Origin of the sequence: Bartonella sp. AP88HLJMH, from assembly GCF_042195605.1 — a bacterium.
Taxonomy (GTDB): Bacteria; Pseudomonadota; Alphaproteobacteria; order Rhizobiales; family Rhizobiaceae; genus Bartonella.
Window position 1 is genome coordinate 142,966 of record NZ_JBHIOR010000001.1, and the last position, 24,730, is coordinate 167,695.

Consider the following 24,730-nt stretch of genomic DNA (forward strand, 5'->3'; position numbering starts at 1 on the left):
TCGGACAACACTGAGGATGATGGTGCCAGCATGCTCTTTTTATTAAGCGTAAAGTTAGTGATGCCCTATAAGTTTTATATTATTCACGAGAGCTTTACCCATAGACCATTCACAAACGCTGTTGCGAAGTGGGTATGATGAGCGTTGGGGAATGTTTTTTAAAAAAATCCTATCTCACCCTAGCCTTCATAAAAGTAGAATCTATTGCACCACTGTCTCGCCAGCTTATAAAAAACAAGCTATCATTCACTTTGGCTACCATCAATTTTGACAAAGCTCTTGTAATGGATAAAATTTATAAAAAGCATTTTCTTTCTTCAATGTTTTTATCCCCATATTGGTCATATTTATAATATGCAAATAAATGATTTTGATTGTTTCATGATGAGAGCAGCTAATGAGAAAATATGACAACTTTATTTTGAGCTCTTATTCGCTATGAAAAATAATGTATAAATCAATGATATTATAACATCTCAATGCAATTTGAAGCATATCTCACACTGACGCTTATAAAGAGTGTAGACAAAGTTCACTGCACCACTGTCTATAAGTTTATGAAACTGAAGCCTTTATTATTTTCCTCAGTGATCGGTCTTTAAGATTAAATGTGTGTGTCCTCTCTTCAGAATACCAAGACCACAAAAACTAGAATTTTATCCATGATATCCTCACATTGTGATGTTTCATGAGAAGCATTTTTATTCCTTTATCGAAAGCTTTGTATCCATACATTGGTCTCGCCTATAATGTGTACGTAAATAATTTTTTGATGTTGAATAGAGTCTTTGAAATTAAAGAATATTTCTATATTTGGGATTCTTATTCAAGTTGAAAATGATCAATTCTCTTCGATAAATTAGTGGTGTTATTATTTAAAAATTATTTGATACAGTGCACCACTTGTATGAAAAGTGCTTCAATGAATGCTGACTTCATTGCACTTATGGCTTTTAAAATTCAAAATCTCATCATTTTTAAGCATCCGTGGTTTCTCCCTTTCTTTGCTTCTTCTCAAAAAACTGCTCTTCTATGGGATCTGACAGTCAATCGCCTAAGCTTATTTTTTCCACTTCTATCATATTAATCATTCTGTTGCCCAAAATTAGAATATCTACGGAGCTACTACGTTACCCCTATTCCATTGAACTCAATATTTTTTTGAAAGCGAGAGGCAAAAGCATGCCGCCAAATAGTAGAAAAGTACAGAATTTTAGGAATTGTGCAAAACAATTAAGCACTTAGATAAACGAAGTTAGATAACTCTACTGAATAAATAGAAGTAAACAACTTTTCTCCCAAATAGTTCTTATTCCTTAATTTTTTACATATATCATATAAACGCAATAATCTACACTATGTACAAAAATACTAAAAATTTCTTCTACAACAGCTACTTTTTAAATTCTTCTTTGTTTTTAAAAATCAAAATTTCTATTCATTCAAACTTTATTTTTAACAAAGAAACCTTAACCGTTTTTTATAATGTTCTTGAAAAAAATCTTGTAATTCAAAGAAAGAAAAAATTACACTGTACATACTTTAAATATATTTCTTGTTTTTTTTGCTTCTTTCCTTAGTTTATTAATCTATGATTTTTACTGCTGCTTATCGTGCTTTACAACGTCTTCTGACCTCGCAATATCGTATTATGATACTGAAAGCATTGGGGGTTACTTTTTTCATTCTCACCATTTTATGGTTATGTGTGCACCAACTTTTTGTGTCTTACTTTTGGCCCTGGATTGCTCAATTTCTTCCTGGACTCCCTAGTTGGGCGGGATGGATTGGTTTTAGCATGCTTATCATCTTTAATCTTGGGTTGGCTCTTTTGTTGGCTTTTTTGATTGCACCCATCACAGCTATGATTGGTGGTTTTTTCATTGACTCTGCTGCTGAAATCATTGAAAAGGAGGATTATCCAAACGAGCCTATTGGACAAGCTTTGCCGTTTCAGCGTTCTCTTATCATTTCCTTTAAATTTGTTATTTTAAGCCTTCTTGGTAATGGAATTGCTTTTATTTTATTCTTCATACCAGGTATTAATTTAATTGCTTTTTATCTTATTAATGGTTATTTGCTTGGTCATGAATATTTCTTGTTTGCTGCTTACCGTTTTCGAACAGAGCAAAATGCGCGTGCTTTTTTACATACTCATTACACAACAGTTTTTGGCGCAGGATTATTGATAGCGATTTTTGTTTCGATTCCTATTATTAATCTAGCAACACCGCTTTTTGCCGCCGCCTTTATGACACATTTACACAAAATGCTTTCCCAAAAGACCATAGCACGCATTACACAAAAATAGTGTTCCTTGACTTTAAGGTTAATAAAACTTGCCAGCCAAAGAAAGCATAATATAAAATTTTATGCTTTATCTTTTATTAAAGCAATATATTGATTTATAATGATAACTTATCGTTTCACAACATGAGTGAAAAACCTAAATATTATGAGGGTTTCTCATTTTAATCCTATTCATATTGGATCAATTGAAATCGTTTGTTAATATCTCATAAATGGAGGTGGTGTGCGGATAAAAGTACTTTCAAAAAGGCGTGAAATATCTTTATATGAATCCTCTTAATGCAAACATTATCGTCGTATTGAAAACTGAAAAAGAATATGATGGTGCCGCTTTGTACCTTCTATTTCAGTAAAAACGGATAGCATAATGTCTTTTATACCATTCATGGAGAGTGTATACTCTTCATAAGAGAGTTTTGGAAATTATTGAAAGATATCTGTGTAAAACAAGCACGTAAATGAGTAATATAATGGTATTTTGAGCGTATTCTATTTTAATTGTAAAAAGCGTGCGCTTTAAAGAAACCTTTTGAAAAAAATCTTGCTCTGATGTTAGCGTTTCGCTAATACAGCGTTATTGTATTCATTATCTTTAATGGATTATTTTAGCCTTGTTAGCGCCTTATACTATAAGGTTTCTTTTCTTCAAAACTGTTGATACGAATGATTAATTGGATATTCATTGTTATTAAAAAATAAGGCGTTTGTTAACCATCGCAAGGAGTAAATTTTAACACCAAAGTAAAAAATACAAACATGTAAGTTCTTAGAACTTATGAGAAATTTATTATAGGGAATACTCTTCATGATGCATATGATTGTTATGATATGGGAAAAATTAAAAATTAAAAAACAAGCTATACGTACACTGATAAAAGTATTAAATAGACTCCTTTGTTCAACCGGTAAAGCAAATGTGACTGCTTAAGTTCTATATTCTTTCAAATCATGCAAAAGATGCACAATATTTAAAGGAAGGTTATAAAGATGAACTGGATTACAAATTATGTTCGTCCTAAAATTAACTCTATATTGGGGCGCCGTGAAATTCCAGAAAATCTATGGATTAAAGATCCTACCAGTGGTGAAATGGTCTTCCATAAAGATCTGGAAGCTAATCAATTTGTAGCTCCCAATTCTGGTCATCATATGCGTATCAGTGCTAAAAATCGTCTCATGCATTTTTTTGATGATGGTGTTTATACAGCTCTTGAAAATCCAAAAGTTGTAACAGATCCTTTAAAATTTCGTGACGAAAAACGCTATATTGACCGGTTAAAAGATTATCGTTCTAAACTTGGGGTTGATGACAATATTTTAAGTGCACGTGGTACGATTGAAGGCTTACCAATTATTGCAACTGTTCAAGATTTCGCCTTTATGGGTGGATCACTTGGTATGGCTTCAGGAGAAGCTATTATCAAAGCTTTTGATACTGCCATTGCTGAAAGGCGTCCGCTGGTTCTTTTTGCTGCTTCTGGTGGTGCACGCATGCAAGAAGGAACACTCTCGTTGATGCAAATGCCCCGTACAACTGTAGCGATTGAAATGTTGAAAGAAGCAAAGCTTCCCTATATTGTTGTGCTGACTAATCCAACCACCGGTGGTGTTACTGCTTCTTACGCCATGCTTGGTGATATTCACATTGCCGAGCCTGGCGCTATGATTGGTTTTGCTGGTCCACGTGTGATTCAACAAACTATACGTGAAACCCTACCAGAAGGTTTTCAAAGTAGTGAATATCTGCTTGAACATGGTATGATTGATATGGTTGTATCGCGTTTAGAAATGAAAACAACAATTGCGCGTATTTTACGCTTGATGATGAAACGCCCTGCTGTTTTTAACCCTTCCGATCCATCCCCAACAGACTCTCAAACATCGCTTTCTAGGACAAAAGCAGCTTAAGTTTATGCAACAAAGTCAAATACAAAGGGTGGTGGATGATTTACTAAGAAATTATCCGAAAAAATTTGATCTTTCTTTAGAGCGTATTGTTCACCTTTTAGAGCGTCTTGGTAACCCACATTTAAAACTTGCCCCTGTTATTCACATCGCTGGAACAAATGGCAAAGGATCTGCTTCAGCAATTTGCCGTGCTCTTTTGGAAAGTGCAGGATACCGCGTTCATGTTTATAGCTCACCTCATCTCGTCAACTGGAATGAACGCTGCCGGTTAGGTCAAAAAGGAGGTGGTCAACTTGTTACAGAAAACCAATTGGCTGAGACAATCCGTGAAATTATAAAAGTAAATCGTCAAGAGCCGATTACTATTTTTGAAATTTTTACAGCCGCTGCCTTTATGTTGTTTAGTATACATCCAGCTGATGTTGTCATTTTAGAAGTTGGATTGGGAGGACGTTTTGATGCTACCAATGTCGTTAACAAACCAGCTGTATCGCTTATTATGCCCATTGATTATGATCATGAGAGCTTTCTTGGAAATACAATTGCTCAAATCGCTTTTCAAAAAGGAGGGATTATCAAACCAAACGTTCCTGTAGTCATTGGGAAGCAAAATTATGAAGAAACTCTTGCTACTTTAATACCCCTTGCTAATAAAAATAAAGCATTTTATGTTCTCTTTGATCAAGATTATCAAAGTTATAAAGAACATGGACGTATGGTTTTTCAAAACAATCAAGGTCTCATGGATCTTCCCCTTCCTAACCTTATTGGAGACCACCAAGTTGCCAATGCTGGTGCATCTCTTGAAGCAGTTTATCAAGCGGGTTTTCAACTTTCAGAACAAACCATAAATGACGCTTTGAAAAATATTTATTGGCCCGCACGAATGCAGCATCTTACCCAAGGACTTTTGGTTGATCAACTATCTCCTGATATTGATTTATGGTTAGATGGTGGTCACAATCCTGCTGCAGGAAAAGTTATTGCGGCAGAACTTACACAATGGAGAAAAAAAACAGATCGCCCCATTATTATGATTGCTGGCATGCTTAATACCAAAGATGCTGTCGGTTATTTTCGTCCTTTAGCTAACCTTGTCGATAAAGTATATACGATACCGCTGCTTGACAATAATGCCAGTATCTCTCCAACAGACTTAGCTAAATCAGCCCAAAAAGTAGGAATCCCTGCTGCCCCAAAAGCGCACCTACAAGATGCTTTGCATAAAATTAAAATGGAATATAAAGAGGCTATTGTTCTTATTAGTGGTTCTCTTTATCTTGCGGGTGATATTTTGCGTGACAATAAAACACCACCGTGCTAGATAATTAGCTATTTTTAAAGCTTTGAAAGATAGACTTTTTAATCATGCAACTTGATTGTGCACTTTATCAACATCCTAAACTCATTACTGTTTTTGGCGGATCCGGTTTTGTAGGACGACATGTCGTTGAAACTTTGACTAAGCGGGGATATCGCGTTCGCATCGCTGTTCGTTGTCCACAAAAAGCTTATTATATGCTCCAAATAGGAGAAGTAGGACAAACCCAAATGCTTAAAACAGATATCAAGCATCGTGCCTCTGTTGCACGCGCATTGCTTGGAGCTGATGCGGCAGTGTTTTTACCCGGTAGCTTAAAACAAGCAAGTCAATCGAATTTTAAAAACACACAAATTGATGGTGTTTACAATGTTGCTGAATTAACAGCAGAAACTGGTATTCCGCTCATCTATATGTCAACACTTGTGGCTAACGAGAATGCTTCATGTCTTTATGCACGTGTTAAGTTTATGGGTGAACAAATCATTCACAACAAGCATCTTCAAGCAATTATTATCCGTCCATCCGTTATCTTTGGACCAGAGGATTGTTTCTTTAACACCTTAGCAGATTTGTCACGTTTTTTACCAATTATGCCTCTTTTTGGAGGTGGACAAAGCAAATTGCAACCCGTGTATGTTGGTGACGTTGCTGAGTTTATCGTGCGCGCTTTAGATGGACAGGTTGCTTGGGGAAAAAATTATGATCTTGGTGGTCCCCAGATTATCACCTTCCAAAATACTCTTGAAAATATACTCAAAATTATTCACCGTAAAAAAACAATCCTATCCATGCCCCTTTCTGCTGGTCTATTGATTGGAGGAATTTTGGGAACAATCGGTAAATTGCCTTTTGTACCAACACTCGTAACAGCCAATCAGATACGTTTTTTGCAAATGGATAACATTGTTTCTAAAGAAGCTATAGAGAATGGATATACTCTAGAAGGTGTGGGTATTACCCCCAGAGCAATGGCAGCATTCTTGCCAAGTTATCTCTGGCGATTTCGTCCACATGGTCAATTTTCCCAAAACCTACTCGTCTAGAATAAATTCTTCCAAAACTGAGTTAATTATTTGATTTATAATTCATAGCGCGTTGTTAGCGGTTTTAAAATCAGAGTGTTCAATAGAGTGATGTTTTTACATTTTAAATACTCTATTCAGTATCACAAAAAATGTTTAATCGTATATCTATAGTCTTTTGATAAAAATCGTTGAAAACAGGAGAAAAGCACTTCTTATAAACTGTCTTTATCCAAGAGCAGGTGCAACATTGGAATCCTAAAGAACCGATTCTGAACTGCCTATCCATAAACATGATAATCTATGGCTTTGCATTTATATTATTTTGCTAAAAAGCTTAATAATGAGATTAAAGTAATTCTTCCTTTTTCAACAACCGCATAAGTGAGTAGAATACGAGTATACTACTTTCGATATTATCCCATAAAAATCAATATAAAAACTGTAAAGCAATGCACCATTTTTATTATTTAAAAGGTATTCCCTCTGGAGACTTTTAAAAGCTTTAAAGTTACGTGAAAAGGATAGAATTTTGTTTATATAATAAAACTTATCATGAAGATCTCCTACTCCATCAACAACATCACTACTCAGATCCATAAATGCATATTTGTTGCACAAATTTATGGAGATTTTAAAAGAGCTTTTTCACATAAAGAAGTCCTCTTCTTGTCTTGCATTTTTTTTTAATTTCTCCTACCGTCTTGGAAAAACTTATTTTAAAGGAATGAAGAATGGCAGCTCAAGATTTTGTTGTCAAAGATATTGCACTTGCCGCTTATGGTCGTAAAGAACTTGATATTGCTGAAACAGAAATGCCTGGTTTGATGGCTTGTCGTAAGGAGTTTTCTTCCAGCCAACCTTTGCGCGGAGCGCGTATTTCTGGCTCATTGCACATGACAATTCAGACAGCTGTTTTAATTGAAACATTAAAAGCGATTGGCGCCGATATACGATGGAGCTCTAGCAATATTTTTTCTACGCAAGACCATGCAGCAGCAGCTATCGCCGCAACTGGCATTCCTGTATTTGCCATTAAAGGTGAAACATTGGAAGAATATTGGACTTATATAGATGCAATCTTCCAATGGCCAGATGGTAATCCTTCCAATCTTATTTTAGATGATGGAGCTGACGCCACAAACTATATTTTAATGGGAAATCGTGCAGAACAAAATAAAGATATTTTATCGCATCCCAAAACAGAAGAAGAAGAAATTTTTTTCAAACAAATACAAAAGCGTATGGATGCAACGCCAGGTTTTTTTACACGACAGCGCGCGGCAATTAAAGGTGTAAGCGAAGAAACCACAACAGGTGTAAACCGTCTTTATCAGTTACAAAAAGAAGGACTTCTACCTTTTCCTGCTATTAATGTTAATGATAGCGTCACTAAATCAAAGTTTGATAATAAATATGGATGTAAAGAATCATTGGTCGATGGTATTCGACGTGGAACAGATGTGATGATCGCTGGTAAAACTGCCATTGTCTGTGGTTATGGTGATGTAGGAAAAGGTTCAGCAGCATCTCTTTCTGGTGCTGGGGCTCGTGTTAAAGTAACAGAAATTGATCCTATCTGCGCTCTTCAAGCCGCTATGGATGGCTATGAAGTTGTTAGTTTGGATGATGCTGCTTCCAGTGCTGATATTATCATCACGACAACAGGCAATAAAGATGTTGTTCGTTTAGATCATATGCGACAAGTAAAGGATATGTGTATTCTTGGAAATATTGGTCATTTTGATAACGAAATCCAAGTCGCTGCCCTTAGAAATTTGCCATGGACAAATATTAAACCACAAGTTGATATGATCACCTTTCCCGATGGAAAACGCATCATTTTGCTCTCTGAAGGGCGTTTGTTAAACCTCGGGAATGCGACTGGGCATCCTTCTTTTGTCATGTCAGCCTCGTTTACTAATCAAGTTTTAGCGCAAATTGAACTTTTTACCCGTTCAGAACACTATACAAATGAAGTCACTGTTTTGCCTAAACATCTTGATGAAAAGGTTGCACGTCTACATCTGGATCGGTTAGGAATAAAATTAAGTGTTTTATCAGAAGAACAAGCCGCTTATATTGGAGTCTCACCACAAGGACCTTATAAACCAAACCATTACCGTTACTAATACGTTTCCTTGGGTTAAAAAAGGGAAAGATGCCGTGCTCAGCTTTGGTGACTATAACCCCAAAGAAAAAACTCAAAAAGAGATCCGAATCTATACGTATATATTTTTCTTTTTTTTCTTTTTTTCTCCAACATGCGCTTTTGCTCAGTCATTGGAAGGTTATTTACCATTTTTCTTCACTTTTCCGAATGGTCCATGGCTGCTTTTAGCGCTGTGTGGAGGAATTTCTTGTGCTTCACTTCTCTCGTGTATAGCTGTTACCGTGCGTGCAAAAAAAACTGCACAGAAGCCTTTGAAGATAATTCAGGCAAATTTTTCTGAAAAACTTAAATATTATGAATGGCTTCTGGAAGAAACCGAGCAATTCCTTCTTATTTGGGAAAATCCAACAACCTTACCCCGTGTTGTTGGTGCTCTTTCTGCATTGCAAAAAATAGGAATCGATCAGAAAGATTTTCAGCGTTTTGAGCTCTGGGTTGAAGAAAATTCTCTGCGAGAACTTGATTATGCATTGACTCAACTACGTTGTAAATGTCACCCTTTTGATCTTTCTATCACCACCACAAACAATGTACTGCTACAAGTTACAGGAGTCATCGCAGGAACAGTCGCCATTGCTCGTTTTCAAGATATCTCAAAACAACAGAGTGAAAATTCTCGTTTACAGAAAGATATCGCCCGCCTTCTTACTGAACTGAGAATGCAGCGTAATCTTCTTGATCTTATTCAAGAGCCCGTATGGATAAAAGATTGTGAAGGAAAAGTTTGTTTTATCAATCGCGCCTTTAGAGAAATGACAGACTTTCGTGAAGACAGTGATGACGTGGGGGATCTTTTCAATGAAAATACACAACGCAAAACAGATGAAACAGAAACAATTTTTCAAGAACATGTTCATACGGTTATTGGTGGAGAACGGCACCGTTTTCATCTCACACGTATTACAACAGCTGAAGGGATGGCAGCTTTTGCACGTGATGACAGCGCATATGAAAATCTTGCTCATGAATTAAGATATGTTCTTCAAAGCCATTGTGAAACACTTGACCAAATTTCAACAGCTGTAGCCATTTTTGATACAAACCAAAAATTAAAATTCTGTAATCATGCTTTCAAAATTTTATGGCCGTTGGAGAGTTCTTTTTTAGAAAGTGAACCAAGCCATACATTGTTTCTTGAACGTTTACGTGAAAAGGGGCTCATTGCTGAACACCCTGATTGGCGCGCATGGAAAGAAGAACTTTTAAAAGCCTATTGGCAAACAGAATCGAACCAACAAATTTGGAATCTTCCAGATGGACGTACGGTGCGTGTTGTCTCGAACCCTCATCCACAAGGAGGTGTCACTTGGCTTTACGAAAACCTTACAGAAAAAATTGATCTTGAGCGCCGTTATAATACACTTATTAAAATACAAGGTGAAACACTTGATAAACTTTCTGAAGGTGTGGTCGTTTTTGGTACTGATGGACGCCTTCGCTTATCGAATCCTGCCTTGTCGAAATTGTGGTCTCTTCCTTATAATTTACTGGTAGAAGGAACCCATATTACACAGTTACAAAGCCATTGTTCAGCCTTAACCTTGGGGCAAGAATGGGATCAATTTACCAAGTTCATTACCGGTTTTGCTGAAAAACGTGAAACATTTTCAGGTCGTATAGATCTTAAAAATGATATGATTATTGACTATACTCTGGTCCCTCTTCCTAATGGACAAACGATGCTTACTTTTGTGAATGTTACGGACACTGTCCATGTTGCGCGTGCTCTTCAAGAAAAAAATGAAGCATTAGAAAGTGCTGATCGTTTGCGTAATGAATTTGTCCAACATGTTTCTTATGAATTACGCACACCTCTCACCAATATTATTGGATTTTCCGATATTTTACGTGATCAAATTTTCGGCTCTATCAATGAACGTCAACAAGAATATCTTGAACACATTCATTCAGAATCAGGAACTCTTTTAAATATTGTTAACGATATTCTTGATCTTGCTACCCTTGATGCAGGCATTATGGAGTTGGACATAAAATCGGTTAACATTGCCGATGCTATGATACAAGCAGTAGCACGTGTAGAAGATCGCCTTAATGGACGGCATATTACGCTTTTACAACAAATTTCTCCTTCCTTAAATTCTATTTCTGCTGATGAAAAGCGCTTGCATCAAATTTTTGTGAATGTACTGAGTAATGCTATTAATTTTGCAACGGAGGCGAGTACTATTGAATTTTGCGTCGATGAACAAGATGATAACATTGTCTTTAGCGTTCACAATCAGGGCTCTGATATCCCAGAGGACGTCCTTGATCGTATTTTTAAACGTTTTTCTTCCCATTCACACCATGGTGGGCGTGCGGGAGCGGGTCTTGGCCTTTCCCTTGTAAAAAGTTTCGTTGAACTACACGGTGGACATGTTGAAATTCTTACCGGTTCTGGAAAAGGAACAACAGTTAAATGTTTTTTCCCACTCTCCAAAGGAGATACGATTTTTTAATTTTAACCTTTATGATAACAAAAATTTTTCATCCATTTCATGGAACTTTTAATGAATTTTAGTTTTTTTCTTGAAAATGAAGAGGCAACAAAGCTTTTTGCACAAAATTTAGCTCTTTCTTTAAAGCCAGGAGATCTTGTAACGCTGCAAGGAGATCTTGGAACTGGAAAATCAACCATTGCACGTACAATCATTCAAACACTTGCGAACGATAACACTATGGATGTTCCAAGCCCTACTTTTACTCTTGTGCAAAGCTATCAACTTCCAAAGTTTGAAATTATTCATGCTGATCTTTATCGCCTTTCTATGGCAGAAGAAATTGATGAATTAGGGCTTCATGAAACTCGTGAGAAAAATATTTTACTTGTTGAATGGCCAGAAAGAAATACAGCTCTTTTAGAACTCGCCACTTTTGCACTCACCTTACACTATAAAGAACATGGGCGTCATGTAACAGTTAGATCAGCGCAACATTCCATTGAATGTTTGCAACAGTCTTTTACAATTCGTACATTTTAAAAAAACATGAACATCATCATTTTTTAATTTGATAATACCTCAGTACTACCTATGAAATCTGAGATGATGGACAACATAAAGAAGGCTTCATGGAGGCACCAACCATGGAAGATGAAACGAAATGCTGACTCTTTTATATAACAATGACATAAATTGCAAAGAACAGCCGTTAATTTATAGAAATTCATCAATTTATTTTAGAGAATCTGATACCTACAATTTTGATTTTAGAGAATAGTATAAGAGAATTTTAAATTGAAGTGATAACCCTTTAGAAGAGCATTATATAACCTGTAGTGAATTGCTTGTCTCTTTCTGCTTAAAAATTGTGAGCTTCAGAAAAGTAATTTGCAAAGTTTTTGCTTAAAATCTCCCTTTATGTGTTGAAAACACTATCTATCTCAATAGTCTTATCTAAGAAGAAATACCTTTAATGAAATTATCATTCACCCAATATTTTTAACGCGCCTATAAGGAAAGAATTGCCTATATTCTTCATACAAAGCAATTTTTTATAAAAATGGTCAATTGAATCATGCATAAAAGCACGAATTCTTAAATTCATTTACAATTTTGATTTTTATTGTCTTTTCATTATAATATAATGCAAAAAAGAATATTTTAAAAAAGTCAAAAGGAGAGACAAAACTTCTCTCCTTTATAGTGATTATATGTGGAATTAACTAAGCCCATCTTTTATCCATTCAGAAAGACGTCCTTTAGAGGTAGCGCCAACCATATTCGATGAAATATTTCCATTTTTAAACATTAGTAATGTAGGGATAGAACGTACTCCGTATTGGGTAGCCAGTTCCGGATTTTCATCAATATTTACCTTAGCAATTTTAACTTGATTTTGCATTTCTATTGAAATTTCATCCAAAATTGGAGCAATCACTTTGCAAGGGCCACACCATTCTGCCCAAAAATCAACCACAACAGGGGTGGAAGAGGTTAGAACTTCACTTTCGAAATTGTCCTTATCAACTTTTATACACGTCATTGATTTATCCTTTATATTCACCTTTTATAGATTGGTATAATAACAATTCATATCAAGTTATTGCAAAGATAAATTATTAAAGGACTTTTTTACACCAGGGATTGTGCGTTGTGTTTGTTTGAGCGATTTTATGAAAGTAAATAAAATGTAAAAATGCTTTGCAAGGAAAAGAGTAACTTATAAGGCAACTTCACTAAGAAATGCCTCAAGTTTTTCTGGAGGAAGTTTAAAAATTTTGGCTTCTTTACTGTAGATAAGCAGAGCCTGTATATCTTTATCGGGATGAATAGCTTGCAATAATTTTCGATAAAGAGCCATTTGCAACCAATGATGGGAAGCAATAGCAGCTTCATTTTCTGGCGGGGTTCCTGTTTTAAAATCTGCAAAGATAACACTGTTTTGCGTGATGTAGAGACGGTCAATTTGACCAGAGATTGCTTGTTCTTTTCCACGAATTTTCACAATACCCATTAAGGAGACCTCAGCACGTGAATGCTCAGAGAAAAGGGGTTTGAGATAAACATGATCTAATATTTTCCAAATATGGCAAAGAGCATCTTCTCTTTGGCTCTCATGCCAATGAGAGGCTTTGATATTGAGATAGTTTCGAGCATAATCTCGACGTTTTTGTGGGGGACAATCGGGCAAATACTGTAACAATCGGTGAACGAGATTACCATATTCAATGGAAAAAGCTCTGTTTGTGTTCATGGCTCCTAAAACAGGTGAAGTGGTAAGCTGTTTTGGACTTGAGGACAGCTCTGTATCAGCTTCAATGGAAAGGCTCGCCACTGACGGTTTTAACGGTTTTGGTAACACTGGTTCTGCTGGTACTTTATGAGAGAAAAAAGCAGGCAAAGGTGGTAAGGTTTGGCATTCAGCGGAAGGAACTTTTGAGTTTATAGAAGCAGAAGAAGCAGGTGTAATGCAATAACGCCAAGCTGCAATATCTTCCGAAGAATCTTTTATAGCAAGGGCATGCGGTTCGAGGGCTTTTTTTACGAGTTGTAACCATGTATGAGATGGCGTTTTCGGACCTTTATACCCACAAATAAACAAGCGATCTTCAGCGCGTGTCATTCCTACATAAAGAAGACGCCTATATTCTTCTTCTGCACGCTCTTTTAAATATGAAATTGCTTGTTTAGAGAGTTTTGTATTAAACTTTTCATTGGGATGCCAAATAAAGGCTTGTTTTCCGTTCCATTGTGCATTGTTTAAAGGAACTTTAAGCAAGTGAGGCGCATGCTGAGGATGCCAAATCGCACTGCCAGGATCGACTAAAAACACAACAGCAGCCTCTAGTCCTTTTGCAGCATGAACAGTCATAATGCGAATTTCTTCATTACTTTGTTCAAATTCACGTTTAATTTCTGGTTCGCTTGCACTTAATGTTTCTAAAAAAGCTTGTAATCCTGGTAATCCTGTTTTTTGAATAGTGAGCGTATAATCCATAAAAGCATCGAGCACATCATTTGCTTCAGATCCTAAACGGGATAGAATTTTTTGCCGTCCCTTATCATTGTTCAGAATATAGCTATAGAATTCAAAAACCGGTATTTGATCCACTAAAGCACGATAATGGTTTAGCTTCTCAAAAGCATCTTTAAAAGATACCTGCGATGATGTATGCGCACACAGACTTTGCCAAAGAGAGCCGGTGCGGTGTGCGGCAAGCTGATAGAGTTCCTCTTCACTAAGAGCAAAAAGTGGGCTTTTTAAAACACAAGCAAGAGAAAGATCATCTTGTGGCTGTAAAACAAAACGCGCAAGCGCCATTAAATCACGGATACTAATATGTTTGGTAAGCTGTAAACGATCAGCCCCTGCTACGGGAATATTACGGTGTTTAAGAGCACGAGAAAGAGCTGAGACAAATTGATCACGTTTACGGACCAAGATCATAATATCACTTGCACGTATTAAGCGTCCTTTTGCTGGAAGCATTTCGCCTTTTTGTAACCAGTCAGCAATCGTTTCAGCAATTTTTTCTGCTAAACGGACTTCAGGTGTATCTAAATGATTAACAGTTGCATGCCAATCTTGAGGAAACTCACTCGTTTCTTTTGAAATGGCATCCCATATAACAACTTCACCGGGACTGTGAACACGGATAGCTTCATGCACCGTTTTTGTATTTTCTGCCGAAAGTCCTTTATAGTTTTCTGGTGTTTCAAAAACAAGATCAACGCTTTTAAGAACATCTGCTGTAGAGCGAAAAGAATAATGCAGTTGTATTTTTTCAAATTGCTGATTTGTTTGCTGCACTTTTTTTTGAATAATTCGTCCATTTTCAGCAAAATTTTCTGGAGCAGCGCCTTGAAAAGAATAAATAGATTGCTTTTCATCTCCAACAGCAAAAAGAGTCCGTATGTTTGTTCGTTGGCTATACCCTGAAAAAAATTCCTGTGCCAACAGTTGAATAATTTGCCATTGCTCAGGGTTGGTGTCTTGTGCTTCATCAAGTAGAATATGATCAAGTCCCTGATCAAGTTTATAGTGCACCCATTGGCTTGCACCTTTGCGCTGTAACAAATGAAGTGTACGCTCAATAAGGTCATCAAAGTCTAAGAAGCCATTGGACTTTTTTAGATTCTTATAAATTTTGAGATAAATAGTACAGAGCTGAAAAGCAGCCATATTGAGGGTGGCAACCTTTGCGCATTGATATTTTTCTAAAAGAACAGAAAGCTTGTTTTGTTTATCTTCAAGCATTTGTTGAATAAAAGGCCAAATTTCGTCTGATTTTTTATGAAATAAATGTGAAAAATTACGCGGCTCACCTTTTGTTGTAAAATAAACATCAGAAATAATATTGAGAATATTTGTCTCATCATGCACCTTTTCTAATTGGGAAAGTTTTGCCACCATATCCTTAAAGCTTTGATTACCATTGGTTTCACAATGCTTAAGAGCATAAAGAGGAAGGCGCGCTGTTTGTTTAATTTGTTCCAGAAGATATTGATTTGTTTCATTGGGCGCTAAGTTAAAAAGCGCGCGCAATTTTTCTTCTCCATTTTCAGATAAAAGAGAAGATAAAAAATCAGACAATTTATGTTGCTTTTCAACTGCCTCATAGAGCAATTGATTAAAAGTATGTTCGCTAATAACTTGAAGTAACAGCTGCAAAGCAGGTTGTACATCACGACGGGCTAAAAGTTCGCGACGGGATTCTTGTTGTAATTTTTTTCGACCGATATCATCGGGAAGTTCAAAATGCCCTGCAATATTGGCTTCTAACATAAATTGATGTAAGAGAGCTTCACAAAAAGCATGAATCGTTTGAATTTTTAAGCCACCAGGCGTTTCGAGGGCACGCGCAAAGAGTTGCCGTGCATAAGTTAGTTTTTGCGCATTAACAGGTTTTTTTTCAAACCGTGTTAAGGTTTCTTGCAGCTGTGCATCATCGAGCTCATTCCAACTAGAAAGCGTGCGAAAAATTCGTGATTGCATAACAGCAGCAGCAGCTCTTGTATAAGTAAGGCATAAAATACGTGCTGGAGGCGTACCGTTTAAAAGCAAACGGATAACACGTTCACTTAAAACGTGGGTTTTTCCAGATCCAGCATTTGCAGAAACCCACACGTTTTTTTGGGGATGTGTTGCTGTTGCTTGTGCATCAAGAGCGGCTTCAGGAATAGAAAAAAACGTCATGATTACTCTTCTTTATGAAAACCACTTGACCATTCCCACAACCGAGCCAAATGGTCGTAGTCACCTTCATATCGTTTTGACATGGGGACAGCATGTGAGAGATAGCCTTGTTGTGGATTTTGATAATAAGTTATGAGTGCGATAAGATTTTCCCATGCATTTTCAGCAAGATCAACAGCACTTAGATAAGTTTTTCCGTCTTTTTTCTTTAAAAGAATTGATTGGGATTTAATTTCACCTTTTTTGTTAAGGGGAATGTAAAATAAATTTGAGGGTGTAAAATCTTGAAAATCTGGGAAGCCCCCTTGTATGAGTAAAGCTGTTTCTAAAGCCAATTGCGGAAATAATAATTCACGAACTTGTTTTGATGAAGGAGGGGTTCCGGTTTTGAAATCTAGAATTTCAACCGTTTTATCTGGCAAAACATCAAGACGATCAGCGCGTCCTGAAAGGGTTACTCCTGTTGTTCCTATAGGAATTTTTTGTGATACCACTTCCGAATATCGCTCTCGCAGCCCTAAACTTTGTTCCCATTGAATAAAGCGTGGAGCAAGGTTTTCAAAACTATTCCACCAAATTACTTCAATATCGGGTGGAAAATTGAACTTATCAAACTCTTTACGCCCAATAGCAAGCAGTACATTGAGTGCATTTGCAGCATTTGGATTTTTCATTTGTGTGCAAAAAGCTGCAAGAATAGCGTGATAAAGTGTTCCTCGTTCTGAAGCGCTAGGATCATGAATAAGTTCTTTAAGTGGTTTGAGCCTTAAGATTTTTTTGGCATAAATAGCATAGGGATCATATCGCAATGTTTCTATTTCAGTGACTGAAAAATGGCGCGGGCGTATATCAAGAGGTGGAGAAGGGCAAGGACGTTCCACCTCAGAAGTTATGCTTGTATGATCAAGCATCTTTGCCCAATGGCGTAGTATTTCACCTCGTTCACGGATTTGTTCCCAAACCTGTTTTCCTACAACTGTTTCCATGCGTTGTAGCCAGCGTGATGGAATGGAAGGCGTATGATTAACGCGCAATGCGCGACTCATCACCACTTTATCCATTCCCATTGCCCATTGAAAATCATGCGCAGAAAGACCAATACGCTGCTCTGGTGGTTCCAGAGTTAACATCATTTTCATCGGTCGCGATAAAAAAGCATCATTTCGGGTTGATATTGGCCATGACCCTTCATTAAGACCGCCGATGACCACTGTATCAACCGTTTGCAAACGCGATTCCAAAGTACCCCAGATGAATAAACGTGGATGTCCCCCAGGCGAAGGTGCGACGGAACGAGTTGCTATTATGGCAGAAAACATAGCAGGCCATTCGCAAAGATGAAATGTTAATCCGGATTGATCACTGACCAATTCACGTAGAAAATTTGATAAGGCTTGTCCTGCTTCATGTTGATAAAGATGTGCAAGAGAATTATCCTCATTGCGACCAAAATTTTCAAAAATCTCAACAGTTGCTATTGCAGCCTCATTGATGGTGCATTCTTTCTCTTGTTTCATAAGAGATGTTAAAGGTTCAATAGCTGTCCTCAAAAGATGACAAAGGAAACGTGCTTCTTCACATTTCTGCTGATCAAGAGCGTTGATTTCAGAATTATTATGAAAGTATGTTTCAATCCATTTTTCAAGAAATTGATCACACTCGCAAAGCTTAATACGCCCTGTATTCCCTCGAAGAACAAAAAGTTCAAAATTTTCTGCCATTTCCCGTAAACGATGACGATTTTGTTGGAGTGTTGTAAGGGGATGTTTAAGAAGAGAAAGAAAAGCAATGGGATCATCAGGTTGCAATACATTTTCTAAGATAAGTCGTAAGAGAGTTACAGGCAATGTTTGTGCAAGTGGTATTCCGCCTGAATCATTTGCTTCAATTCCAAATCGCTGTAATTCCACGGCAACACGGCGTGCTAAATTACGGTCATTTGTAATAAGAGCCGCAGTTTTTTGAGGTTCTTCAATAGCTTTGCGTAAGGTAACAGCTATAGCGAGAGCTTCTTCACGTTCATTTATAGCTTCAATAAATGACCAATCTGCACAAAGATTTTCATAATCATCACGGACAATTTGTATCCATTTATCTGTTGTAGAAGCAGGTCGGAGTGCTTCTGATAAAAGAGCCATTCGTTTTTTCTTTGTTATACTTTGTTGGCCAATTTCGCAAACATGATGACGTTGACACTCCATGAGAGTTAGAAGTTTTTTTAAATGATATTGAGGATGGCTAAAAACATTTTCTGCAGGATCAAAAAAATCACAAGCTGTTTTTTCTTTATTGCTTGTGCTTAGTGCATTCCATTGTTCTTCATCCATATGAAGATCAAGGCCAGGAAGAACAACAGCCCCTTTGGGCAGAGAAGCTATAACCTTTAAAAGATGAGAAACTGCGGGCATAGAACCTGACACACCAGCAGCAATGATAGGTTTATCAGGCTGCGTGCATCGCAAAGTCTCTGCATGCATTGTGAGTGCTTGATTACGCCATTCCGCGGGATTGCTTCGTTGCCTTTCGGTCAAGATTTGTGGCCAATTTTGCGTAACAATAGTCAGAAAGTCGAGCGTTATTTGCCACCATTCAGCGACCATATCAGGTGCAATATCTTTAAGTTTCGACCAATCTGCTCCTTCTGTTTCAATTTCGTCCATCAAATGCGCTAAATCCTGAGCAAGCCAAATTGCATCAGCACTATGAGCCGGAATAAGTACATCTTCTGTACCAAACATGGCACGCAGATGCGCAGGTAAATTTTCACGCCATGGGCGAATAAGGCGCGCTAAAAGCAGTAAGCGTTCACTTTTTCCAATGGGTGGATTCAGAGTGCTGGTATGATTTTCAACAAAAAGGAAACTGTCTTCATCGACATCTCCTAGAGCACGAATGGTTGGTAAGAAAGTTGATTGTGTATCGCTTCTTTCAACAAAGGCTAAACGTAAAGCGCGAGCAGCACGACGTGTCGGAACATAAATAAGGCTATCGGCAAGGGCAGTTTGAATGTCTCCATTGGGAGCGAAATTATCAATAAGGGTACCGGAGAGCAGTGCCTCAACAAAGTGAGGCAAAAAAGCCATTCCAGAAGATATAGAAAAGACACGTGGTTTATAAGTCATATGATCTCATATTGGGAATAACAAATTTCATCTTATTGATTATTTGCTTTATTTTGACTGTATACAATTTTCATACAAGAAAAAACTGAAAAGCTCTATTTATACAGGAGATTTTTAGCTGACATTCAAAATACTGAAATATATGACCTTGTCTTAAGCTATTGTGAAAAAATATATCAAAATTTTAAAAGACGTTACAATTACAAATATATTATAACTTATTGAATATTATAAAATAAATTTACCGTATTCTTTATACAGTGCAATCTGAAAGTGTTCTTTACATACTCCTTTTGTTTTCAGAAAAAATAACAATATTCAGATCCCCAACTCAATATGAAAAATCATTATCAACCAAATTGTTACATAAAAAATTCTTCTTTACATTAAAAGCTTACTTGATAATCTTTAAAAGTAGAAAATTTTATCTTAGGAGCTCTTTCTGCTTCATAATTTAATGAAAAATGGTTCTCCGCTAAAAAAACTGGATCACCTTCTAAATCATACGCAATAGCAGAGCGGTGATTGCTGAGAAACTTTTGCAACTCATCTTTGCTCTGCGCTGAAATCCAACGGCATAAATTAAAGCGCGCAGACTCAAAATTCACTGGCAAAGAATATTCTATTTTTAATCGTTCTTTTAAGACATCAATTTGCAAAGCACCAATAACACCAATGAGAGAAGGCGACCCATCATCAGGAATAAACAATTGTACAACCCCTTCTTCAGCCATTTGTTGCAAAGCTTCTTTGAGCTTTTTTGCTTTCATTGGATCGCCCAAACAAACACGACGCAAAATCTCTGGTGCAAAATTTGGTACTCCCTTAAAGAGGATATCTTCTCCTTCAGTCAAAGTATCGCCGATACGCAATGTTCCATGATTAGGGATTCCTACGATATCACCAGCATAGGCTTGATCAGCAATTTGGCGCGAACGCGCAAAGAAAAATTGTGGAGCCGAAAGTGTCATCGGTTTTCCTGTTCGGACCAACTTTGTTTTCATACCACGTTCAAGTGTTCCCGAGCATACCCGAAAAAATGCAATACGATCACGATGATTAGGATCCATATTCGCTTGAATTTTAAAAACAAATCCCGTCATTTTAGGTTCAGTTGCTATGATATTGCGCTGATCTGCACTTTGATCACGAGGACTTTGACCAAAATCAATAAGTGCATTGATCAAATCACGAACACCAAAATTTCGTAAAGCTGAACCAAAATAAACCGGAGTCATATGACCTTCACGGAAAGCTTGAAGATCAAAATTCTTGCAAACACTTTGAGCAAGTTCTACCCCTTCAATAAAAGTGGAACGTTGATATTCAGGGAGTAAATGGACAACCTCTCTGGGATTTGAAACTATTTGCTGTGTTATCTCATCATCTTTTTGACGAAAACGATTATGATGAAGGTCATAGGTACCAACAAAATCTTTACCCGTACCAATTGGCCATGTTATAGGCGCGGTATCAAGAGCAAGCTTTTCTTCAATTTCATCTAAAAGCTCTATAGGATCACGTGCCTCACGATCCATTTTATTGATAAACGTAACAATAGGAATATCCCGCATCCGACATACTTCAAACAATTTCAGTGTTCTTGGCTCAATTCCGCGTGCCCCATCCAATACCATGATAGCACTATCAACAGCTGTGAGAGTGCGATACGTATCATCCGCAAAGTCCTCATGTCCTGGAGTATCTAGGAGATTAAAAATATGATTTTCATATTCAAACGTCATCACCGAAGTCACAACGGAAATACCACGATCACGCTCAATATTCATCCAATCAGAACGGGTTTGAATACGATCTTTTTTGGCTTTTACTTCTCCTGCAAGTTGAATAGCACCACCAAACAATAAAAGCTTTTCTGTTAATGTTGTTTTCCCCGCATCTGGGTGAGCAATAATTGCAAATGTACGGCGTCGCTTTACTTCCTGCACTCTTCGTTCCATTATTCCTCCACAGGACGTGCAAGTGTTTCAGCAATCAGTGCACGCATTTCATTAATCCCATAAAGCGCTATAAATGATCCCCATCGTGGACCTCGCTCTTGTCCAAGAAGGACTTCATACAACATTTGAAAAAAAACATTAGAAACACCAGGCCCACCTTCAGGGCTTTTTTTGCTATGATCTTGATAGCGTTCCGTTAACCTTGCAACATCAAGAAGCATATTTTGTAATATGTTGCCATCAACAGTTTCAGGTAAATGAGCTAATTTTTCATCAATTTGTGCTAATGTTGCTCGTTCGCTATCATCTGGTATACGAAATTTCTTGTTTGGTTTAACAAAAACATCAAAATATTTAATGGCAAACTTCACCAATTGATCAAGTTCTGGATAAGTTTGTGAATTTGCTTCTTTAGCGTAACGAGAAATAAAACCCCAAAGAACTTCTGCATTCTCCGCATTTGAAGCACTTACCAAATTTAAAAGCATCGCAAAGGATACAGGCAAATCAACCTGCGGTGGACAACCATTATGAATATGCCATACAGGATTACTAAGCCGTTCTTGCCAACTTTGACGACCATAAGCAGAAAGATGAGCATAATATTCATCTACAGCTTTAGGAATAACATCAAAATAAAGCCTTTTTGCTGTTTTAGGTTTTGAAAACATATAAAGCCCTAAACTCTCTGTTGGGGCATATGTAAGCCATTCATCAATGGTTAAGCCATTTCCCTTGGATTTGGAAATTTTCTGCCCTTTCTCATCTAAAAAGAGCTCATAGTTGAATCCTTCTGGGGGCTTTCCACCTAATACTTTACAAATTTTAGAAGAAAGATTTGTGGAATCGATAAGGTCTTTTCCGGCCATTTCATAATCAATGCTAAGTGCTGTCCAACGCATTGCCCAATCTACCTTCCACTGACACTTAACTTTGCCCCCCGTAACCTCTGTTTCTATGGTTTCTCCTGTTTCAGGTTCAATATAAGTGACAGTCCCTTTTTCAACATTACGCGCAATCATCGGTACCTGTAATACTTTTCCAGAAAAGGGAGAAATCGGTAGAAAGAGTGAATAGGTCGCTTGCCGTTCTTCACCTAATGTTGGTAAAATAATTGCCATAACCTTGTCATAACAGGCAAGGATTTTCAAAAGTGTTTCATCAAAACGACCGGAATTGTAATAATCCGTAGCACTTGCAAATTCATAATCAAAACCAAAACGATCAAGGAAAGCCCGTAACCGCGCATTATTTGCCGCTCCAAAAGAAGGATAATCATCTCCAAAAGGGTCGGGTACACGGCTCAACGGTTGACCAAGATAATGTTCCATCCTCTCGCGATCAGGCACATTCTCAGGAACCTTGCGCAAACCATCCATATCATCAGAAAAACAAAGTAATTTTGTTTTTACTTTATTCTCCGTGAGAATATGAAATGCATGACGCACCATGGTTGTACGTGCAACTTCCCCAAAAGTTCCAATATGCGGTAAACCAGAAGGGCCATAACCTGTTTCAAATATCACACTGTCTGGATAACCCGTTTTTTCATACCGTTTGATAATCTTACGTGCTTCTTCAAATGGCCAAGTTCTCGATTGAGAAGCTGCATCTTTTAATTCAGGCGTAAGGTTGAGGGTATCACACTGATCACGCATCATTATTTATCCTAAAAATTACACTCTTTCAAAATAGGGTGTATGGTTCTTGAATTTATTCGTCAATAATAGCAAGCAAAAAGATGAAAATTTCTTTATACTCTTAAGTCACTATACAAAAACCGCCCTCGTTATAAACATATTTTGTTCTGATAAAAATCAAAAACATTCAATATTATAAAGCAAAATTGACCTGTTTTGATTATCGAAGCCTTCATTGCTATTATTATCATGGGTTTTGCTTATTATATTTATTAGCGCAGAAGATAAGCTTCTAGTATTGAACGAAAGAACGGTAAAAACCAACAGAAAAATGCTTAAACTAGGCATTTCATACAAAAGCACTAATCCATATTACACTTGTCACCGTAATTTTCTATTTCTTTTCTTTATCACCTTGATGACGCATTGCTAATGTACGCAAACGTAGAGCATTTAATTTAATAAAACCAGTTGCATCTCTTTGATCATAAACACCTTGATCATCCTCGAAAGTTACTAACTCACTGGAATAAAGTGATTTCTTACTTTGGCGCCCTTCAATAATTACATTCCCCTTATAAAGCTTTAACGTGACTTCACCTTCAACATGTTCTTGAGATAAATCAATAGCTGCCTGCAACATCTTACGTTCCGGCGAAAACCAAAATCCATAATAAATGAGTTCTGCATAACGTGGCATCAATTCATCTTTTAAATGAGCTGCGCCACGATCTAACGTTAAAGATTCTATAGCTCTGTGAGCCGTCAAAAGAATGGTTCCACCTGGTGTTTCATAAATACCCCGCGATTTCATACCCACAAAGCGATTTTCTACCAAATCTAACCGACCAATACCATTATCGCGCCCATAATGATTTAATTCTGCAAGTAAAGTTGCAGGAGATAAATTTTTTCCATTGATTGAAACAGCATCGCCTTTTTTAAAGCCAAGAGTAATTCTGGTTGCTTGATCTGGAGCATCTTCCGGCGAAAGAGTACGCATATGGACATATTCAGGAGCAGGAAGTGCTGGATCTTCTAAAATCTTTCCTTCTGATGAAGAATGCAATAAATTTACATCCACTGAAAAAGGCGCTTCACCTTGCTTATCCTTTTCTACAGGAATTTGATGAATACGAGCAAATTCAAAGAGATCTGTCCGACTCTTAAAATCCCAATCACGCCATGGAGCAATAATCTTTATATCAGGATTAAGCGCATAAGCGGAAAGCTCAAAGCGTACCTGATCATTGCCTTTTCCTGTTGCTCCATGAGCAATGGCATCTGCCCCTGTTTCCTCAGCAATTTCAATAAGGCGTTTTGAAATAAGTGGACGTGCAATTGATGTTCCTAAAAGATAAGTCCCCTCATAAACGGTATTGGCTCGAAACATCGGAAACACAAAATCACGCACAAATTCTTCGCGCAAATCTTCAATGTAGATCTCTTTAACACCTAGCATTTCAGCTTTACGACGAGCAAGTTCTAGCTCTTCCCCCTGCCCCAAATCTGCTGTAAAAGTTACAACTTCAACACCTAGCGCACTTTGCAACCATTTAAGAATAATTGACGTATCCAATCCACCTGAATAAGCCAAAACAACTTTTCTAATATTTTGCCACTTTTTCATTT

General features: G+C 37.2%; 14 protein-coding genes. 8 read left to right on the forward strand and 6 right to left on the reverse strand.

Features of this window, described 5'->3' with window-relative positions:
- Nucleotides 1-1,591: 1,591 nt before the first annotated feature.
- From ACFIMA_RS00515 to tsaE, 8 genes are all read left to right on the forward strand, one after another.
- On the forward strand, nucleotides 1,592-2,311 hold the full coding sequence (locus tag ACFIMA_RS00515) for a sulfate transporter family protein (RefSeq protein WP_375612793.1): 720 nt from the start codon (nucleotides 1,592-1,594) through the stop codon (nucleotides 2,309-2,311).
- 804 nt (nucleotides 2,312-3,115) lie between these two features.
- On the forward strand, nucleotides 3,116-3,238 hold the full coding sequence (locus ACFIMA_RS00520; protein WP_375612792.1) for a hypothetical protein: 123 nt from the start codon (nucleotides 3,116-3,118) through the stop codon (nucleotides 3,236-3,238).
- 59 nt (nucleotides 3,239-3,297) lie between these two features.
- Nucleotides 3,298-4,218, forward strand: coding sequence for an acetyl-CoA carboxylase, carboxyltransferase subunit beta (gene accD, locus ACFIMA_RS00525; protein ID WP_375611366.1), 921 nt, complete (start codon nucleotides 3,298-3,300; stop codon nucleotides 4,216-4,218).
- Between the two features lie 4 nt (nucleotides 4,219-4,222).
- On the forward strand, nucleotides 4,223-5,542 hold the full coding sequence (locus tag ACFIMA_RS00530; protein ID WP_375652383.1) for a bifunctional folylpolyglutamate synthase/dihydrofolate synthase: 1,320 nt from the start codon (nucleotides 4,223-4,225) through the stop codon (nucleotides 5,540-5,542).
- A gap of 44 nt (nucleotides 5,543-5,586) precedes the next feature.
- Nucleotides 5,587-6,585 carry a complex I NDUFA9 subunit family protein gene (locus ACFIMA_RS00535; RefSeq protein WP_375620876.1) on the forward strand — a complete coding sequence of 333 codons (999 nt, stop codon included), beginning with the start codon at nucleotides 5,587-5,589 and terminating at the stop codon, nucleotides 6,583-6,585.
- A 713-nt stretch (nucleotides 6,586-7,298) separates the two neighbouring features.
- Nucleotides 7,299-8,696 carry an adenosylhomocysteinase gene (gene ahcY / locus ACFIMA_RS00540; protein WP_375692988.1) on the forward strand — a complete coding sequence of 466 codons (1,398 nt, stop codon included), beginning with the start codon at nucleotides 7,299-7,301 and terminating at the stop codon, nucleotides 8,694-8,696.
- 34 nt (nucleotides 8,697-8,730) lie between these two features.
- On the forward strand, nucleotides 8,731-11,196 hold the full coding sequence (locus ACFIMA_RS00545; RefSeq protein ID WP_375632127.1) for an ATP-binding protein: 2,466 nt from the start codon (nucleotides 8,731-8,733) through the stop codon (nucleotides 11,194-11,196).
- 51 nt (nucleotides 11,197-11,247) lie between these two features.
- The gene (tsaE, locus tag ACFIMA_RS00550; protein ID WP_375632126.1) at nucleotides 11,248-11,718 is read left to right on the forward strand and encodes a tRNA (adenosine(37)-N6)-threonylcarbamoyltransferase complex ATPase subunit type 1 TsaE; all 471 of its coding nucleotides are present in this window, start codon (nucleotides 11,248-11,250) and stop codon (nucleotides 11,716-11,718) included.
- 679 nt (nucleotides 11,719-12,397) lie between these two features.
- Here the strand turns inward: tsaE and trxA are convergent.
- The 6 genes from trxA to ACFIMA_RS00580 form a co-directional block, all read right to left on the reverse strand.
- Nucleotides 12,398-12,721 (reverse strand): thioredoxin, encoded by a 324-nt coding sequence (gene trxA, locus ACFIMA_RS00555; RefSeq protein ID WP_375611361.1) that lies wholly within the window; start codon nucleotides 12,719-12,721, stop codon nucleotides 12,398-12,400.
- Nucleotides 12,722-12,898: 177 nt separating this feature from the next.
- Complete coding sequence (gene addA, locus ACFIMA_RS00560) at nucleotides 12,899-16,375, reverse strand: double-strand break repair helicase AddA (protein WP_375692987.1); 3,477 nt, start codon at nucleotides 16,373-16,375, stop codon at nucleotides 12,899-12,901.
- Between the two features lie 2 nt (nucleotides 16,376-16,377).
- A complete protein-coding gene (gene addB, locus ACFIMA_RS00565) occupies nucleotides 16,378-19,497 on the reverse strand; it encodes a double-strand break repair protein AddB (protein WP_375652379.1) in 3,120 nt (1,039 codons plus the stop codon).
- Between the two features lie 386 nt (nucleotides 19,498-19,883).
- Nucleotides 19,884-21,458 (reverse strand): peptide chain release factor 3, encoded by a 1,575-nt coding sequence (locus tag ACFIMA_RS00570; RefSeq protein WP_375652378.1) that lies wholly within the window; start codon nucleotides 21,456-21,458, stop codon nucleotides 19,884-19,886.
- A complete protein-coding gene (locus tag ACFIMA_RS00575) occupies nucleotides 21,458-23,119 on the reverse strand; it encodes a lysine--tRNA ligase (RefSeq protein WP_375632122.1) in 1,662 nt (553 codons plus the stop codon). Before ACFIMA_RS00575 ends, ACFIMA_RS00570 begins: the two co-directional genes overlap by 1 nt.
- Before the next feature lie 373 nt (nucleotides 23,120-23,492).
- Nucleotides 23,493-24,728, reverse strand: coding sequence for an argininosuccinate synthase (locus ACFIMA_RS00580; protein WP_375632121.1), 1,236 nt, complete (start codon nucleotides 24,726-24,728; stop codon nucleotides 23,493-23,495).
- Nucleotides 24,729-24,730: the final 2 nt, after the last annotated feature.

Bases quoted from the DNA above. Each gene is read 5' to 3' on its own strand.
- ACFIMA_RS00515 (WP_375612793.1), top strand. From the start codon at position 1,592: ATGATTTTTACTGCTGCTTATCGTGCTTTACAACGTCTTCTGACCTCG.
- ACFIMA_RS00520 (WP_375612792.1), top strand. From the start codon at position 3,116: ATGATGCATATGATTGTTATGATATGGGAAAAATTAAAAATTAAAAAA.
- accD (WP_375611366.1), top strand. From the start codon at position 3,298: ATGAACTGGATTACAAATTATGTTCGTCCTAAAATTAACTCTATATTG.
- ACFIMA_RS00530 (WP_375652383.1), top strand. From the start codon at position 4,223: ATGCAACAAAGTCAAATACAAAGGGTGGTGGATGATTTACTAAGAAAT.
- ACFIMA_RS00535 (WP_375620876.1), top strand. From the start codon at position 5,587: ATGCAACTTGATTGTGCACTTTATCAACATCCTAAACTCATTACTGTT.
- ahcY (WP_375692988.1), top strand. From the start codon at position 7,299: ATGGCAGCTCAAGATTTTGTTGTCAAAGATATTGCACTTGCCGCTTAT.
- tsaE (WP_375632126.1), top strand. From the start codon at position 11,248: ATGAATTTTAGTTTTTTTCTTGAAAATGAAGAGGCAACAAAGCTTTTT.
- trxA (WP_375611361.1), bottom strand. From the start codon at position 12,721: ATGACGTGTATAAAAGTTGATAAGGACAATTTCGAAAGTGAAGTTCTA.
- addA (WP_375692987.1), bottom strand. From the start codon at position 16,375: ATGACGTTTTTTTCTATTCCTGAAGCCGCTCTTGATGCACAAGCAACA.
- addB (WP_375652379.1), bottom strand. From the start codon at position 19,497: ATGACTTATAAACCACGTGTCTTTTCTATATCTTCTGGAATGGCTTTT.
- ACFIMA_RS00570 (WP_375652378.1), bottom strand. From the start codon at position 21,458: ATGGAACGAAGAGTGCAGGAAGTAAAGCGACGCCGTACATTTGCAATT.
- ACFIMA_RS00575 (WP_375632122.1), bottom strand. From the start codon at position 23,119: ATGATGCGTGATCAGTGTGATACCCTCAACCTTACGCCTGAATTAAAA.
- ACFIMA_RS00580 (WP_375632121.1), bottom strand. From the start codon at position 24,728: ATGAAAAAGTGGCAAAATATTAGAAAAGTTGTTTTGGCTTATTCAGGT.